This window comes from Pseudomonas sp. Z1-14 (genome assembly GCF_051132005.1).
Lineage (GTDB): Bacteria > Pseudomonadota > Gammaproteobacteria > Pseudomonadales > Pseudomonadaceae > Aquipseudomonas.
Map to the genome: position 1 here is coordinate 431762 of NZ_CP071646.1, position 15046 is coordinate 446807.

The window sequence follows — 15046 nt, forward strand, 5'->3', positions numbered from 1 at the left end:
CGTTTGGGCAAGTTTTTCAGTCATGGTTAGTTTTTTCTCCAGCCAGTATACCGCGTGCCATTTTCATCTATGACTGACACTTGGTGATAGTCCTTGTTGGCTCTCTTTGCTATTTCAGATCCGTTACGCATACGTGTAACTAGCCGATCTAGATTCAATTCGGCACTGGAGTCCGGAATTTTAGTAAATGCTTCCAACTCTGGGTCAGCGCCGATAGAGCTGTTATCAACCCATTTCTGAACATCTCCTGGCGACCTTCCAGTTGGTAACCTTTGAGGACTCTGCGTTGAGAAACGAGATGAGGAGCTCGAGCTTGCCGGAGGAGGGCGTAAAGGCATCGGCGGGGCGGGGGCAGGTCTGATTTTGGAATATGATTGCGCGCTTGCGTAGCTGGAGGAAATACTATCCGACGTGCTGGACGATCCGGAACTATTGTAAATAGGGTTGATCCTCACGGAAGTGGGTCGCGCACCAGGGGGGTTCATAAGAGAGCTTGAAATTGACGAATTTGTTGCAGCTTCGTTTATCTGATTGGCACGCGCTACACGCGATGACTGTCTGAGACCAAGTTTCCTCCCGATAAGTTTCAACATCCCCCAGATCCCCGCATGCCCCGTTGAATCCACCCAGTTCACCGGATCTCCAACGCAATACGTATATGCATTCAGCCCCCCCTCCCCGAACGGGCTCAAGCTGTCCGGACTGTTGAACCGCATAAGCACTGGATTGAACCCCCGATAGCCATTACCCAGCAGATAGTGCCCGGTGACCGGATCTGCCTGCTCGCCGTTAAAACCGAGCAGGCCGAGCAAGCCATTTCCCTGGGGGCGGTGACCGTAGGGCGTGTACGCGAGGGGATGGGGTTGCGCTGCGTCGAGCATCTGCAAGACAGAACGCTGCTGATCGGTGGCGAGCAATGTGGTCTCGCTGGTCTCATCTTTCCGTTGCTGTTGGGCCAGCAGTTGGTCGTCGTGCTGGAAAATCGAGCGTTGCACCGATCCCACAATCTCTGAGGTCAGGCGACTCTTCAAATAGAAGCGCTGGGTGCTGGTCTGAGCTGTAGGCGCCAAATCAGCCAGACGATCAAGGGGATCATAGTGATAGCGGCAGAGTAGCGTTTCGTCTGTAGAAGGCATGGGCTTCGCTCTGAATAAAAGAAACCTCGAACGGGGGGATCAGGCTCAGGCAGATGCACAGGGTTGTCTAGCTAGCAGAAGTGTTAGGTATGATAGCCACTAGCTGGGCCCTGCTCATGGGGGCCGCATCGCATCAACCGTCTTTCTTCCTGATGTTTTCTCTTAATTTGGCAGGTAGTTCATAGAAGTTGGGATTTTCATTTCTATATAAAGTCAGAAACTCATGTGGGTTACCGCTTTTCTTGAAATCTTTAATAAAGTCACTGTAGATTTTTGCTGGGCTATCAGCTAATCCCAGTTGCACTTTGGTGTCTTTTTGTAAATCATCGAGCGCGGTTTTTGGGATTTTCTTTCTGGCCATGTCGGCTAAATTTGGAGCCTGCTTTTGAATTGGAGTTTTTCCTGGATATTTTTCTATGTATCGAGCGACCCTGCCAGGAGAATTAAATGAAATGTCGTACGGTACTGATTCTGTAGACAAAGGAATATTGAAATTTTTATGCCAGTCGTGATTTCCCTCTAAGTAACGCTGCAAAAAGGGAGGTCGGGAAACTTGCGTAGGCATATCAGGGCTGACAGATGGTAGGCTGCTGACGGGGCTTAACCGTCTGGCAGAAGGAGTCCTTAGCTTCAGTAAATTTAAAATCCCTTTGAATAGATTTCCAACATGTCCCGTCGGATCCACCCGATTTATTGGATCCCCAACGCAATACGTATATGCATTCAGCCCCCCCTCCCCGAACGGGCTCAAGCTGTCCGGACTGTTGAACCGCATAAGCACTGGATTGAACCCCCGATAGCCATTACCCAGCAGATAGTGCCCGGTGACCGGATCTGCCTGCTCGCCGTTAAAACCGAGCAGGCCGAGCAAGCCATTTCCCTGGGGGCGGTGACCGTAGGGCGTGTACGCGAGGGGATGGGGTTGCGCTGCGTCGAGCATCTGCAAGACAGAACGCTGCTGATCGGTGGCGAGCAATGTGGTCTCGCTGGTCTCATCTTTCCGTTGCTGTTGGGCCAGCAGTTGGTCGTCGTGCTGGAAAATCGAGCGTTGCACCGATCCCACAATCTCTGAGGTCAGGCGACTCTTCAAATAGAAGCGCTGGGTGCTGGTCTGAGCTGTAGGCGCCAAATCAGCCAGACGATCAAGGGGATCATAGTGATAGCGGCAGAGTAGCGTTTCGTCTGTAGAAGGCATGGGCTTCGCTCTGAATAAAAGAAACCTCGAACGGGGGGATCAGGCTCAGGCAGATGCACAGGGTTGTCTAGCTAGCAGAAGTGTTAGGTATGATAGCCACTAGCTGGGCCCTGCTCATGGGGGCCGCATCAACAGTGCTGAAATCGTCGGCGTGCAGGTTAATCAGCCTGGATGACGCGCCGAAGGGCTATGGCGAGTTCGATGCGGGTGTGCCGAAGAAGTTTGTGATTGATCCGCATAAGTTGTTCAGTGCAGCGTGAGGTTGGAAGCAAGACGGAAAGAAGGGGCGACAGCGATGTTGCCCTTTTTATTCAGTGCACCCCATTTGCGGTATTTCAGAACCGAATCGATTCAGTTTGACGGACCTGACACTAAACACGACGAACAAAACTGTAATCAGTTCCAGTGAAATATTCTCCATGGTCGCCGCAATTTCATAAGTTTCCCGCCATTTGCAGCCGAGCTATGAGAGACGTCTGATTCGGTCGACTTGTTCGGCAGATAAGCTGATGCTACTGCTTGTAGAGGATCTAGCGTAGCGTAAAAAAGCTCTGCGTGTACTCGGTGACATAAATAGCCATGGACGCCCTTCAGCTTCAGGATAAGTTGGAGGTCCGCCGTTTTGGTATTCTTTTTCTGTGGCTAGTATGAGGGGGTCCAATCCATGATCATTGTAACCAGGTGGTAACGAGCGATAAGCGGGAGGTTCCCCGCGTTGACTCGGAGGTCTCAGACGATTGAGATTTCCGGCAGAATAGCTTGGTGGAGGGGTTGCAGTTGCGATGTTGCGGGGCGTAACAGCGTTCGCTGCGTACCCAGCAGTGGCTCGAGAGGTTGCAGTGGCTTGATAGAATACAGTGGCTCGAGAGGTTGCAGTGGCTGGATAGAATACAGTGGCTCGAGAGGTTGCAGTGTCTTGATAGAATACAGTGGCTTGAGAGGATGCAGCGGCCAAGCGGGTACTTGATATTCGAAGGTTCAAAACATTTAATAAAGCTTTCCACAAGTTAGGGAAATGCCCGGTAGGATCCGTCTTATTCACGGGGTCACCTAAGCAATAGGCGTATGCATTCAATCCGCCCTTCCCAAACGGACTCAAGTTGTCCGGACTGTGAAACCGCATCAAGACCGGATTGAACGCCCGATAACCATTCCCTAATAGATAATGTCCGGTCACCGGATCCGGCCGCTCACCGTTGAAGCCGAGCAGGCTGAGCAAGCCGTTTTCTGAGCCGTGACCATAGGCCGTGTAGGCAAGGGAATGGGGTTGCGTAGCGTCGAGCCCTTTTAAAACCGAGCGTCGTTGATCGGTGGCGAGCAGATAGGTTTCGCGGACCTCGTTCTGGCATTGCTGCTGGGCAAGCAATTGGTCGTCGTGCTGGAAAACCGATCGTTGCACCGAGCCTTGAATTTCTGAGGACAGGCGATTCTGCAAATAGAAGCGCTGGGTGCTGGCCTGGGCCGCTGGCGTGCAATCGGCCAGGCGATCGAGAGGATCGTAGTGATAGCGGCAAAGAAGCGTTTCGTCGATAGAAGGCATGGGCTTCGCTCTGAATAAAAGAAAACCTCGGACGCAGGTATAAGGCTCAGGCAGATGCGAATGGTTGTCTAGCTAGCGGAAGTGTTAGTTTGGCTGCTCACGTTTTCCGACCTTCAACCTATACACAATCAAATGTGAGAATCGCTTGATACCCTTATCGACTCGGCTGTTTGGTTGAGATCGTCAGGTACGGAAATAGCAATTGAAGGGGAGGAAGAGGAGAGATTCGGCGTACCTGCCTCCGGTATTTTGACGGGCAGTTTTTCTTTCTTCGAAAATCCGAAAATTTGTCTAACGTTACCTTTTATCTTGTTCCATAGCGGGCCGGCTTTTTGCGCGGTGCGTAGCGCGAGGACGCCGCGGGTAGCGGCTCCTCCGATTAACGCTGCCGTGCCCACGGCCGAAACATAGGGACCAATCGGGTTGCCGGCAAGTTGCATGACTGCCCCCGCTGCAGTACCTGCGGAGCCTGACAGGCTGACACGGGTGGCCCACAGCGCAGCGCCACTCACTTTGGGCCCTAAGATCATGCCCGCAGGCACTATGGTGTGCAGCGCAATGGTTAAACTGCGTTGTATCGGAGCCAATATCGCCAGGGCGAACTCGCCTGTCGGGTCCGTGTGATTAACAGGATTTCCCAAGGCATATGCATAAGCGTTTATTCCACCCTTATCGAATGGGCTGCGTCTGTCCGGGCTGTTAAATCGCATCAACACCGGATTGAACGCCCGATAGCCATTACCCAACAGATAATGCCCGGTCACCGGATCCGCTCGTTCGCCGTTGAAGCCAAGCAGGCTGAGTAAGCCATTTTGCGGGGCGCGATGTCCGTAGGGTGTGTAGGCGAGGGAATGAGGCTGCGTGGCATCGAGCGCGTGCAATATCGAGCGCTGAAGGTCGGTGGCGAGCAAGGTGGTTTCGACGACGCCGTCCTGGCGCTGTTGTTGCGCCAGGAGTTGGTCGTCCTGCTGGAAAATCGATCGTTGGACCGAGCCCAGGATTTCGCTGGTCAGGCGCTCTTTCAGGTAGAAGCGCCGGGTGCTGGTCTGGTCCGCTCCTGCGAAGTCGGCCAAGCGATCCAGTGGATCGTAATAATAGTGGCAGAGTAGGGTTCGCTGGTTCTTCGGCATGGAGTCGACCATTAGTGAAATTAACGATAAGGATCAGTCGTCAGCTTTTCCCATTTGCCAGCACCACATCGCTGCAACTGAAGAATGTTTCACGGGCAGGGTCTTCATGGCGTTGCCACATGATGAAGATCACTGACCGGCTGTCCGTGGCGTAGCCTGCAGGTAATTGAACGTCCAGGTAATAAGTACCCGGTCCCTTGGTGTCCGGAGCGAGCCTCACCTTGACGTCAGGGGACTGCTTCAGCGCGGCCCAGTTGAGATTGTCCGGGTCGGTCAGGTAAACCTTGAATTCGCTGGGGTCATGCATCTGGCTTGCCACGTAAGTGAGCTGCACGCGGCCATCCTTCACGTCCAGGTTGGTGGTGTGCCAGGCAGCGCTTTTGATATTGATGCTGTCGAAGCGATCCTGCCCGGCGGAACACAGTTTCCCATCGGGAGCGACATCTTCCGGCTTTGTGCCTTCGGGGATGTTTTGCGAGTAGGCGTTCCAGTCGTTGAACAGACGGGCGCGTTCCCAGTCGGCGTCGCCTGCCGCTGTAAAGGCTTCCCGGCACGCAGCGTTCTTGATGTTTGCGCTGCCATTGTTGAAGTCCTGCTGATCCCAGCAATAGTACTGGCGAGACGGCGGCATCTGCGAGGTTCCGTGTTTTATCTCTGGGCTCTTGGACGGGGTTTTGACATCAGTGCAACTGATCAAACCGATGCCGGACAGAAGAATGCAGCTCAGGGCTAGGCTGGAATATTTCATTGTAAATTCCTTTTTCTAGAGAAAATTCCTTTATTTCGAACACGACGTCCGGGCTGTTTTCAGCGCAAAGGAACGGTATCTGCCAAGGTTTTTACCTTCGACAATCCGAGCTTAGGACCGGGATGAACAGCTGCCTACTGTCAGAGTTGACAGTATTGCGTCAAAAAAACGGGTCAAGAGCCCGCTGTGCGACTGCGTTCAGGGTTGGCTCGTTATGGCCTCGCCGACCCGCTGGCAGAATTGCGAATAGAACGCCTGCGCGTTCATGCCACGGCAATCGTCCTTGATCTGCGCCAGGGCGGCCGGACTGAATGCCAGGCTGCGCGGCATGCTGGCAAAGTCGAAGTAGCCGTCCTGTTGGGTCTTGATGGCATCGAACCCCGGCATGTCATACATCAGTTCGACGTCATCATCGCCAAGCATTCGCGCTTTCACGGTCACTTGGGTATACACCTTTCCTCCTGGCGCGCCATTCAGCGCCGCCAGGCCGTGGCCAACGATGCGCAGCATGTCCGGCGCCCAATCGTCACCCGCCTCGATGGGCGTGGCGGGGCGGTAGAAAACGGTCAGGCCCTGCTGGTCTCGCGTGACCTGCGTCAGGGCTGGATCATAACGTTTGATGCGGTGCTCGATGGTCAGCCAGGTCTTTTGCGCGTCGCTGACGTCGTCGGCAAGTTCCGGGTTCAACGGGCCGCGTTGGCACTCGCTGACGCCGAAGGCGATGAGCATGCCCGTCAGAATGACCGCGAGGGCGCCCCCACCGATTTGTACGTTCATGGCGTTACTCTGCTGAAAGAAGGCTGCACTGTATTCGATGGCAGGTATTGCTGCACGCGGCAAGCGTGGTGTTGAACAAACCCCGGCTATCCCAGTCCAACGCTCGACTTTGCGCCGCCCCTTTCCAGGCGGCTTTTTCATGTTCCAGAGGATGTCCCGATGAAGGTTTCACGCGGTTTTGCACTGTCTTGCCTGCTCTCGTTGGCAGCCGGCCCGGCCTTCGCACAGTTCAGCCTCGCTGATGCGACAAGCGTGATCTCGGCCATCCAGGGCGATCGGCAGGAGGGGGCGGTCGCGGCCGCGCCGAAAGCCGCCGGGCTGCTCAATACCTTGGGCTCGGAACTCCAGATCACGCCGGAGCAAGCCGTGGGCGGTGCCGGGGCGATGCTCGGGCTGGCCAGGAACCAGCTCGGCGAGGCGCAGTTCTCCGAGCTGAGCAAAAGTGTGCCGGGGCTCGATCAGATCGCCGGGAACAGTGCCATCGGTGGCCTTAACGGCCTGGGTGGCTTGCTGGGCGGCGGGTCGGACCAAAACGCCTTGCTCGACGGCTTGCTCGGTAACGTCAAGGACACCGGTGACCTGAACAATGCCTTCAGCGCGCTGGGCATGGACAGCGGCATGATCGGCCAGTTTGCCCCGATCATCTTGCAGTACCTCGGCCAACAGGGCGTCGCCAGCTCGCTGTTGCAGAACCTGGGCGGTATCTGGGGCGCTGGCGCCGGTATCTGATCAGGCGCTCTCGTTGCGCAGATGAGCAATGCGCTGGTCCTTTTCATGCCAGAGCTGGTTGACCCAGTCCTGCACATGCTGGCGAAAAACCGGGTCGTTTTCGTAGTCGCCCTGCCACAGCGCCGGGTCCAGCTCGCGGGTCTGGATGTCGACGATGACCCTGGGCACCGCGCCGCTGATCAAGTCCCAGAACCCCGGGATGCGCTGCTGCGGATAAACCACCGTCACGTCGAGGATCGCATCCAGCTGCTCGCCCATCGCCGCTAGCACAAACGCCACGCCACCGGCCTTGGGCTTGAGCAGATGGCTGAACGGCGACTGCTGCTGTTGGCTCTTGGCGGCGGTGTAGCGCGTACCTTCGAGATAATTCACCACAGTGACCGGTTGGCGCTTGAACAGCTCGCAGGCGGCCTTGGTGATTTCCAGATCCTTGCCGGCCAGCTCCGGATTCTTCGCCAGGAACGCCTTGGTGTAGCGCTTCATGAAAGGGTAATCCAATGCCCACCACGCCAGCCCCAGGAACGGCACCCAGATCAGCTCTTTCTTGAGGAAGAACTTGAAGAACGGCGTGCGTCGGTTGAGGGTCTGGACCAGGGCCGGGATATCCACCCATGACTGGTGATTGCTGATCACCAAGTATGAAGTGTCGCTACGCAGGCCCCCACCGCCGCGAATGTCCCATCGGGTGGGGATGCACCAGGCAAAGATCAACTTGTCGATCTCGGCCCAGGTCTCGGCAATCCACATCACCGCCCACGAGGCGTAATCGCGAAGGCGCCCGGGCAGGACCAGTTTGAGCAATGCGAATACCATCAGCGGCCCGAACAGCACCAGGGTATTGAGCAGTAGCAGCAGGGTGACGAAACAGCCGGTGAGCAGGCGGCGCATAGATGACTCTTGCAAACGGGGTGGGCGGGCCATGATAAGCAGCTTCGCGCGGCAGGCCAAATCGGCCTGGACGAAAGTTTCACTTGGGCTTGTATAGGCTGAACCTGCTTTTGTGGCGAGGGAGCTACGGTACGCTTTACCGAACGAATTCATCGGCCACTGTCTAAAATCCCACTCCCACAACGGAAGCCCCTTACATGAAATCCGTTTTAGCCCTGCTTTCCCTGGTGGCCCTCCCCGTGCTCGCCGCCGAACCGACCCTCTATGGGCGCTACGAATACATCGCGCTGCCGGAAATCGGTGGCGAAGTGCTCAAGGCCAAGATGGACACCGGCGCATTGACCGCCTCGCTGTCGGCCAAGGACATCGAGACGTTCACCCGTGACGGCGATGACTGGGTACGTTTCCGCCTGGCGACCAAGGACGCGAGCAACAAGATCTACGAACACAAGATCGCCCGAATCAGCAAGATCAAGACCCGTTCCGAAGAGGACGAGGACGACGACGAAAAGATCGCCCCCAGCAAGCGTCCGGTGGTGGAACTGGAAATGTGTCTGGGTAACGTCAAGCGCACTGTCGAGGTCAACCTGACCGACCGCAGCAGTTTCAACTACCCGCTGCTGATCGGTGCCAAGGCCTTGCGTGAGTTCGACGCGGCGGTGAACCCGGCGCGGCGGTTTACGGCGGATAAACCGGACTGTTGATTTCCCCGATTGACGTGCCCCGAGGCTTGGGGCACCGTTCCGGCAACTTTACTGTCGGGCCCGGTCGCCATGCCTCATATTCTGATTGTCGAAGACGAAGCCGCCATCGCTGATACGCTGGTGTTTGCGCTGCAGGGCGAGGGCTTTGACACCACCTGGTTGAGCCTGGGAGCCGCGGCCCTGGAGCATCAGCAAAAGACTCCGGCGGACCTGATTATTCTCGACGTCGGCCTGCCGGATATCAGCGGTTTCGAGACGTGCAAGAATCTCAGACGTTTCAGCGACGTTCCGGTAATTTTTCTTACGGCTCGGGATGGCGAGATCGACCGGGTGGTGGGCCTGGAGATTGGCGCTGATGATTACGTGGTCAAGCCCTTCAGCCCTCGCGAGGTTGCCGCCAGGGTTCGCGCGATTCTCAAGCGCGTGGCGCCGCGGCCTTTCGCGGAAGCGGTTTCGGCGTTGTTCCAGGTGGACAGCGAGCGCGTGCAGATCAGCTATCGCGGCAAGCCGTTGAACCTCACTCGTCATGAGTTTCGCCTGTTGAACTGCCTGCTGGAGCAGCCTGAGCGGGTCTTCAGTCGCGAGCAATTGCTCGACGCCCTGGGCGTGGCCAGCGATGCCGGCTACGAGCGCAGCATCGACAGCCACATCAAGAGCCTGCGCGCCAAGTTGCGCCTGGTCAGGGCCGAGGCCGAACCGATCCAGACCCACCGGGGCCTTGGCTACAGCTACAGCCCGGGCCACAGCTGATGTCGCTGGGTATCCGTATTTTCCTGGCCTACGTGCTGTTCATCGGCCTGGCCGGGTATTTCGTGCTCAACACGGTGATGGAGGAGATCCGTCCCGGTGTGCGCCAGTCCACCGAGGAAACCCTGGTAGACACGGCCAACCTGATGGCCGAGATCCTGCGGGACGATTTCAAGGCCGGGACGCTCAGCCAGAACCGCTGGCCGCAATTGCTCAGGTCCTATGGCGAACGCCAGCCGGCGGCGACGATCTGGGGATTGCCAAAAAACCAGGTCAACCATCGCATCTACGTCACGGATGCCAATGGCATCGTCGTGCTCGATTCCAGTGGCGTGGCGGTGGGCCAGGATTATTCGCGGTGGAATGACGTCTACCTGACCCTGCGCGGCCATTACGGCGCTCGTTCGACCCGCAACGATCCGGACGATCCGGCGTCGTCGGTGATGCATGTCGGGGCACCGATCCGCGACAACGGAAGGATCATCGGCGTGGTCACGGTGGCCAAGCCCAACAGCTCGTTGCAACCTTATATCGACCGCACGGAGCGGCGCCTGCTGGCGTACGGTGCCGGGTTGATCGGCCTGGGCCTGTTGCTGGGCGCCTTGCTGTCCTGGTGGCTCAGCGCGGCTTTGCGTCGGTTGACTCGTTATGCCCAGGCGGTCAGCCAGGGCCGGCGGGTGGAAGTGCCGCATTATCGCGGCGGCGAATTCGAGCAACTGGCGGGCGCCGTCGAACACATGCGCACCCAGCTCGAAGGCAAGGCCTACGTCGAGCGTTATGTGCACACCTTGACTCATGAACTGAAGAGCCCGCTGGCCGCGATTCGCGGCGCCGCCGAGCTCCTGCAGAGCGACATGCCCGCCGCCCAGCACCAGCGCTTTGTCAGCAACATCGACAGCGAAAGCGTGCGCATGCAGCAATTGATCGAGCGCCTGCTCAACCTGGCCCAGGTCGAGCAGCGCCAGGGGTTGGAGGATATTGTCGCGGTGCCGTTGGCGGCGTTGGTCGATGAATTGCTGGAAGCTCGCGGCGGCTGGATCGAAAGTCGTCAATTGCGCGTGGAGCGATACATCGCCGCTGATCTGACGCTGACCGGGGAGGCCTTCCTGTTGCGCCAGGCGTTGGGCAACTTGCTGGAAAATGCCTTGGACTTCACCCCTGTCGAAGGCCTGTTGCGCATCAACGCCGAGCGCCTGGGCAGCCGCGTCGAGATCCGTCTTTTCAACCAGGCCGAGCCGATTCCCGACTACGCACTACCGCGCCTGAGCGAGCGGTTTTATTCCCTGCCGCGCCCGGGCACCGGGCGCAAAAGCACAGGCCTGGGGCTCAACTTCGTCGAGGAAGTGGTGCAGTTGCATGGTGGTGAATTCGGCATTGGCAATGTCGAGGGTGGGGTGGAAGTGGTGCTGCGGTTGCCCTGACACCACAAAATCCATCTGAAAAAGCAGTTACTTGTGTGCGAGCTTGCTCGAGATGGCTGTGTGTCACTCAGCACAGTTGGTGCTGTTCTACCGCTATCGCGAGCAAGCTCGCTCCCACAGGAACCGGTTCTCCACACAATCTCCACATTCCCCTCATAAACCGCCCACACAGCCGCGCCAGACTCTTCCCCATTCGAACAGGGAGAGCCCCACATGAACCGCAGCCTCGCTATAAAACTGGGCATGATTGCCCTCTTGATTCTCTTGCTGATGATTCCGCTGTTGATGATCAACGGCCTCATTGATGAGCGCCAGGAGCTGCGCGATGGGGTGTTGCAGGACATCGCCCGCAGTTCCAGCCACAGCCAGCAATTGATCGGCCCGATGATCGTGGTGCCGTTTCGCAAGGACGTGAAGGTCTGGAATACCAACGAGAAGACCGGCGTGCGTTTCCTCGAAACCGTCGAGCAAACGGGCGAGTTGTATTTTCTCCCGGAGCAATTTGAGCTCGACGGCCAGATCCGCACCGAAACACGTGCCCGGGGCATCTACGAAGCGCGCTTGTTTCATGCCGACAACCGGATCGATGGCCGCTTCAAAGTGCCGGAACGTTATGGCGTCGCCTCGAAGGATTTCGCCGATTACCGCTTTGACGAGCCGTACCTGAGCGTCGGAATCAGCGACATTCGCGGCATCGAGAACGCGTTGACCCTGACGCTGAACCAGCAGACGGTCGACTTCCTTCCCGGTTCGCGGCTTGGCTGGCTGGGGCAGGGCGTACACGTGCCGTTGCCGATGATCACCGCCCAGGGCAGCCCCGAACTGACCTTCGGTTTCGACCTGCGCCTGCAAGGCACCGGCGAGCTGCAGATCCTGCCGGTGGGCAAGTCCACCAAGGTGCACCTGTCCGCCGATTGGCCGCACCCGAGCTTCATCGGCAATTACCTGCCGGTCAATCGTGAGATCAATGAACAGGGCTTCAATGCCGACTGGCAGACCTCGTTTTTCTCCACCAACCTTTTGGAAACGCTGCAAGCCTGCGATCCCAGCGATGGTTGCGAAGCGTTCCGCAGTCGTGCGTTCGGTGTAAGTTTCGTCGATCCGGTGGACCAGTACCTGAAGAGCGACCGGGCGATCAAATATGCGCTGCTGTTCATCGCGCTGACCTTCGCCGGGTTCTTCCTCTTCGAAGTGCTCAAGAGCCTCGCGGTGCACCCGGTCCAGTATGCATTGGTCGGCGTGGCGCTGGCGTTCTTCTACCTGCTGCTGTTGTCGCTGTCGGAGCACATCGGCTTCACCCTGGCGTACCTGGTATCGGCCAGTGCCTGCGTGGTGCTGATTGGCTTCTACGTCTGCCATGTGCTGCGCAGCGTGAGCCACGGCCTGGGATTTTCAGCGGGGTTGGCGGGGTTGTACGGACTGCTTTACGGCCTGTTGAGCGCCGAAGACTACGCGCTGTTGATGGGTTCGTTGCTGCTGTTCGGCCTGCTGGGTGTGTTCATGGTGCTGACCCGCAAGCTGGATTGGTACGGGGTGGGCGCGAAGCCGGCGGCTGCGATGAGTTTTGATCTGGGAGAGGTGAAATGAGCCGGTCGTTGGGGTTGCGGGAGGATCAGCGAGTGGGGGAAATGCTGGTGATGCGAATTGTCGGGTTGTTTCCTTTGGATCCGGTGCGCGGCCTTCGCGAGCAGGCTCGCTCCCACAAGAGGGCAACACACTCAAATGTGGGAGCGAGCCTGCTCCGGGCGGCGTTCCGACGAAGAGGCCGGTGAGCCAAGGCAGTTTTAGACCCGGGGCACCGTCTCGACCAGCGAAGGCCGCAAACTGACCTCGGAAAACCACGCCGCCAGCTGCGGATTGTTCTCGCGCCATTCCAGGTCGGCATGGCGCAGGTCCAGGTAACCCAGGGCGCAGGCCACGCTGATGGACGCGACGTCGAAATGGCTGGCCAGTTCGGCAATCGCCTCGGATTCGAGCGTGGCGAGGGCGCGACGAATCTTGTCCCGCTGCGCATCGAGCCATTCGTCCCAGTGTTTTTCCACAGGACGCAGGGCTGTCTCGTAGCGGATCATCACCGCCGCGTCCATGATCCCGTCGGCCATGGAGGCCAGGGTCAGGCGCCGCCAGCGCGCGGCGCCCTCGCGCGGGATCAGCGGGTTGCCGACGTGTTGGTGGTCGAGGTAGTCAAGGATGACGCGGCTGTCGTGGATCACCGTCCCGTTGGCCAGGCGCAGGGCCGGGATCTTGCTCAACGGGTTGTCGCCGATCAGCGCCAGGTCCGGCTTGACCGGCGTGAGTTGGCTGAGCTGCAAGGCGACGCGATCCTGCTGGCCGGTTTCGTGGAGCAGCACCAGGACCTTGCGGACGAAGGGCGAAGCGGGGTTGTGGAACAGGGTCATGCTGGGGGTGGACATGCAGAACATCCTCGATTGGGCGGGCTGGGTTAGCCTAGACAGTTGCGGGTCTGCTGGCGAGTAACGAATCGATAGGTGTATTCCACTGTGGGAGCGAGCTTGCTCGCGATGGCGGCGTGTCAGTCAACATCAATGCAACTGAACTTCCGCTATCGCGAGCAAGCTCGCTCCCACAGGGGCTGCGCCTGGCTGGGTTATCCGCGTTTGATCAAGCCCCAGGTCCCAAGCAGGGTCGGGATTCCCAATCCAACCCAGCTCAGCGCATCCCAGGCGCCGTCACCGAGCAATGCGCTGAACAGCCCCGCCGCGCTCAATGCGCCGATCATCACGGGAATGCCAAACACCTTCCAGAAATTCGACTGCCGAGGCCTCACGAGGTTACCTCCGCGCCGACAGTCGCGCGCTTGGCGGCTTTACGTCGCACCACCCACAGATAAACGCCACTGCCCAGGACGATGATCGTCAGCACATCCAGGGTTGCCCAGAAAATCTGCATTGGCCGGCCACCGTAGTCGCCGAAATGCAGCGGCAGGGACAGGCTCATCACGTCCATGTACCACGGCCGCTCGGCCACGGCGGTGACGTCCTGGGTGCTGGCGTCGATCAATACCGGAGTGAGCAGGTGCGAGGTCAGGTGGGTGTCGCCCTTCATGAACACGCTGTAGTGATGCTCGCTGGAAAACAGCGTGCCGGGGAAGGCGATGAAGCTGGGCTCCATGCCCGGCGCGACTTCCTTGGCAATGTCGAGCAGGCGGGTCGCCGGCGCCAGTTGCGTCAATGGCGGGGCGTTGCGGTACGGCTCGACCATCGCGCTGAGGCTGTCGTTGCGCCACGCGGCGATGATCAGGTCGGCGCAGGCGGCAATCACGCCGGTCACGCCCACGGTCAGCGCCCAGACCAGGGTGACGACGCCGATCAGGTTGTGCAGGTCGAGCCAGCGCAGGCGGGTGGATTTGTCCTGGCGCACCGTGCCGAAGTTCAAGCGCCGCATGAACGGCAAGTACAGCACCACGCCGGAGACAATGGCAATCACGAACAGAAACCCCATGAACGCCAGCAGCAACTTGCCCGGCAGCCCGGCGAACATGTCCACATGCAGGCGCAGCATGATCATCATGAAACCGCCGTTGGCCGAAGGCATCTCCAGGGCTTCGCCGGTGCGCGCGTCGAGCATGAAGGTATGGGATGAATTGGGTTCGGTGCCCGGCGTCGGCGCCATGATGGTAATCACGCCGTTGGGGTCGTCTTCGTCCCAGCCGAAATACTGGACCACTTCACCCGGACGATGAGCCTTGGCTTTTTCCACCAGTTGTTGAAGATCCAACGGCGGCGTGCCGGCCGGCATTTCCCGCAGTTCCGGGGCATCGCCCAACAGATGCTCGATTTCATGATGGAAAATCAGCGGCAGCCCGGTGATTGCCAGCATCAGCAGGAACACCGTACAGATCAGGCTGCTCCAGGTGTGGACAAAGGACCAGCGGCGAATGGTTTTGCTTTTCATGATCGATCCGAATGCAAAAGGGCACCTACAGCAACAACTCTGTTCATTTTGGATTGAGTATCCATCGTGGCGAGGGAGCTTGCTCCCGCTGGGTTGCGTAGCAGCCCCAAAAGCTT

General features: G+C 58.4%; 15 protein-coding genes and 1 pseudogene. 6 read left to right on the forward strand and 10 right to left on the reverse strand.

The window, feature by feature from the left end; all coding sequences use genetic code 11:
- Positions 1-26 precede the first annotated feature (26 nt).
- Together J3P89_RS02030 and J3P89_RS02035 are read right to left on the reverse strand one after the other, a co-directional pair.
- A complete protein-coding gene (locus tag J3P89_RS02030) occupies positions 27-1136 on the reverse strand; it encodes an RHS repeat-associated core domain-containing protein (RefSeq protein ID WP_434696585.1) in 1110 nt (369 codons plus the stop codon).
- 133 nt (positions 1137-1269) lie between these two features.
- Positions 1270-2331: an RHS repeat-associated core domain-containing protein gene (locus J3P89_RS02035; RefSeq protein ID WP_434696586.1), complete on the reverse strand. Its 1062-nt coding sequence runs from the start codon at positions 2329-2331 to the stop codon at positions 1270-1272.
- Between the two features lie 124 nt (positions 2332-2455).
- On the opposite strand from J3P89_RS02035, the pseudogene J3P89_RS02040 reads away from it, so the two are divergent.
- Positions 2456-2591, forward strand: a pseudogene (locus J3P89_RS02040) (formaldehyde dehydrogenase, glutathione-independent); the annotation flags it as partial.
- Between the two features lie 203 nt (positions 2592-2794).
- Here J3P89_RS02040 and J3P89_RS02045 read toward each other — a convergent pair.
- The 4 genes from J3P89_RS02045 to J3P89_RS02060 all read right to left on the reverse strand — a co-directional run bounded on the left by J3P89_RS02045 (position 2795) and on the right by J3P89_RS02060 (position 6526).
- Complete coding sequence (locus tag J3P89_RS02045) at positions 2795-3871, reverse strand: RHS repeat-associated core domain-containing protein (protein WP_434696587.1); 1077 nt, start codon at positions 3869-3871, stop codon at positions 2795-2797.
- A gap of 128 nt (positions 3872-3999) precedes the next feature.
- Positions 4000-5001: an RHS repeat-associated core domain-containing protein gene (locus tag J3P89_RS02050; RefSeq protein WP_434696588.1), complete on the reverse strand. Its 1002-nt coding sequence runs from the start codon at positions 4999-5001 to the stop codon at positions 4000-4002.
- A gap of 40 nt (positions 5002-5041) precedes the next feature.
- The gene (locus J3P89_RS02055; RefSeq protein ID WP_434696589.1) at positions 5042-5749 is read right to left on the reverse strand and encodes a lytic polysaccharide monooxygenase auxiliary activity family 9 protein; all 708 of its coding nucleotides are present in this window, start codon (positions 5747-5749) and stop codon (positions 5042-5044) included.
- Positions 5750-5947: 198 nt separating this feature from the next.
- Positions 5948-6526 carry a hypothetical protein gene (locus J3P89_RS02060; RefSeq protein WP_434696591.1) on the reverse strand — a complete coding sequence of 193 codons (579 nt, stop codon included), beginning with the start codon at positions 6524-6526 and terminating at the stop codon, positions 5948-5950.
- A 159-nt stretch (positions 6527-6685) separates the two neighbouring features.
- Between J3P89_RS02060 and J3P89_RS02065 the strand changes: the two genes are divergently transcribed.
- Positions 6686-7255 carry a DUF2780 domain-containing protein gene (locus tag J3P89_RS02065; RefSeq protein ID WP_434696592.1) on the forward strand — a complete coding sequence of 190 codons (570 nt, stop codon included), beginning with the start codon at positions 6686-6688 and terminating at the stop codon, positions 7253-7255.
- On the opposite strand, the gene J3P89_RS02070 is transcribed toward J3P89_RS02065, so the two are convergent.
- A complete protein-coding gene (locus J3P89_RS02070; RefSeq protein WP_434696593.1) occupies positions 7256-8143 on the reverse strand; it encodes an acyltransferase in 888 nt (295 codons plus the stop codon). It lies immediately after the preceding gene.
- A 197-nt stretch (positions 8144-8340) separates the two neighbouring features.
- On the opposite strand from J3P89_RS02070, the gene J3P89_RS02075 reads away from it, so the two are divergent.
- The 4 genes from J3P89_RS02075 (at position 8341) to creD (ending at position 12602) form a co-directional block, all read left to right on the forward strand.
- Positions 8341-8847, forward strand: a complete 507-nt coding sequence (locus tag J3P89_RS02075; RefSeq protein WP_305498325.1) for an ATP-dependent zinc protease family protein — start codon at positions 8341-8343, stop codon at positions 8845-8847.
- Between the two features lie 69 nt (positions 8848-8916).
- A complete protein-coding gene (gene creB, locus J3P89_RS02080) occupies positions 8917-9597 on the forward strand; it encodes a two-component system response regulator CreB (protein ID WP_434696594.1) in 681 nt (226 codons plus the stop codon).
- The gene (creC, locus tag J3P89_RS02085) at positions 9597-11015 is read left to right on the forward strand and encodes a two-component system sensor histidine kinase CreC (protein ID WP_434696596.1); all 1419 of its coding nucleotides are present in this window, start codon (positions 9597-9599) and stop codon (positions 11013-11015) included. Before creB ends, creC begins: the two co-directional genes overlap by 1 nt.
- A 213-nt stretch (positions 11016-11228) precedes the next feature.
- The gene (gene creD / locus J3P89_RS02090) at positions 11229-12602 is read left to right on the forward strand and encodes a cell envelope integrity protein CreD (protein ID WP_434696597.1); all 1374 of its coding nucleotides are present in this window, start codon (positions 11229-11231) and stop codon (positions 12600-12602) included.
- A 197-nt stretch (positions 12603-12799) separates the two neighbouring features.
- Here creD and J3P89_RS02095 read toward each other — a convergent pair whose 3' ends face one another.
- The 3 genes from J3P89_RS02095 to J3P89_RS02105 all read right to left on the reverse strand — a co-directional run bounded on the left by J3P89_RS02095 (position 12800) and on the right by J3P89_RS02105 (position 14930).
- Positions 12800-13429 carry a glutathione S-transferase gene (locus tag J3P89_RS02095; protein ID WP_434696598.1) on the reverse strand — a complete coding sequence of 210 codons (630 nt, stop codon included), beginning with the start codon at positions 13427-13429 and terminating at the stop codon, positions 12800-12802.
- A gap of 194 nt (positions 13430-13623) precedes the next feature.
- Complete coding sequence (locus J3P89_RS02100; RefSeq protein WP_434696599.1) at positions 13624-13803, reverse strand: hypothetical protein; 180 nt, start codon at positions 13801-13803, stop codon at positions 13624-13626.
- Positions 13800-14930: a PepSY-associated TM helix domain-containing protein gene (locus J3P89_RS02105; RefSeq protein ID WP_434696600.1), complete on the reverse strand. Its 1131-nt coding sequence runs from the start codon at positions 14928-14930 to the stop codon at positions 13800-13802. The genes J3P89_RS02100 and J3P89_RS02105 overlap by 4 nt, the downstream gene beginning before the upstream one ends.
- Positions 14931-15046: the final 116 nt, after the last annotated feature.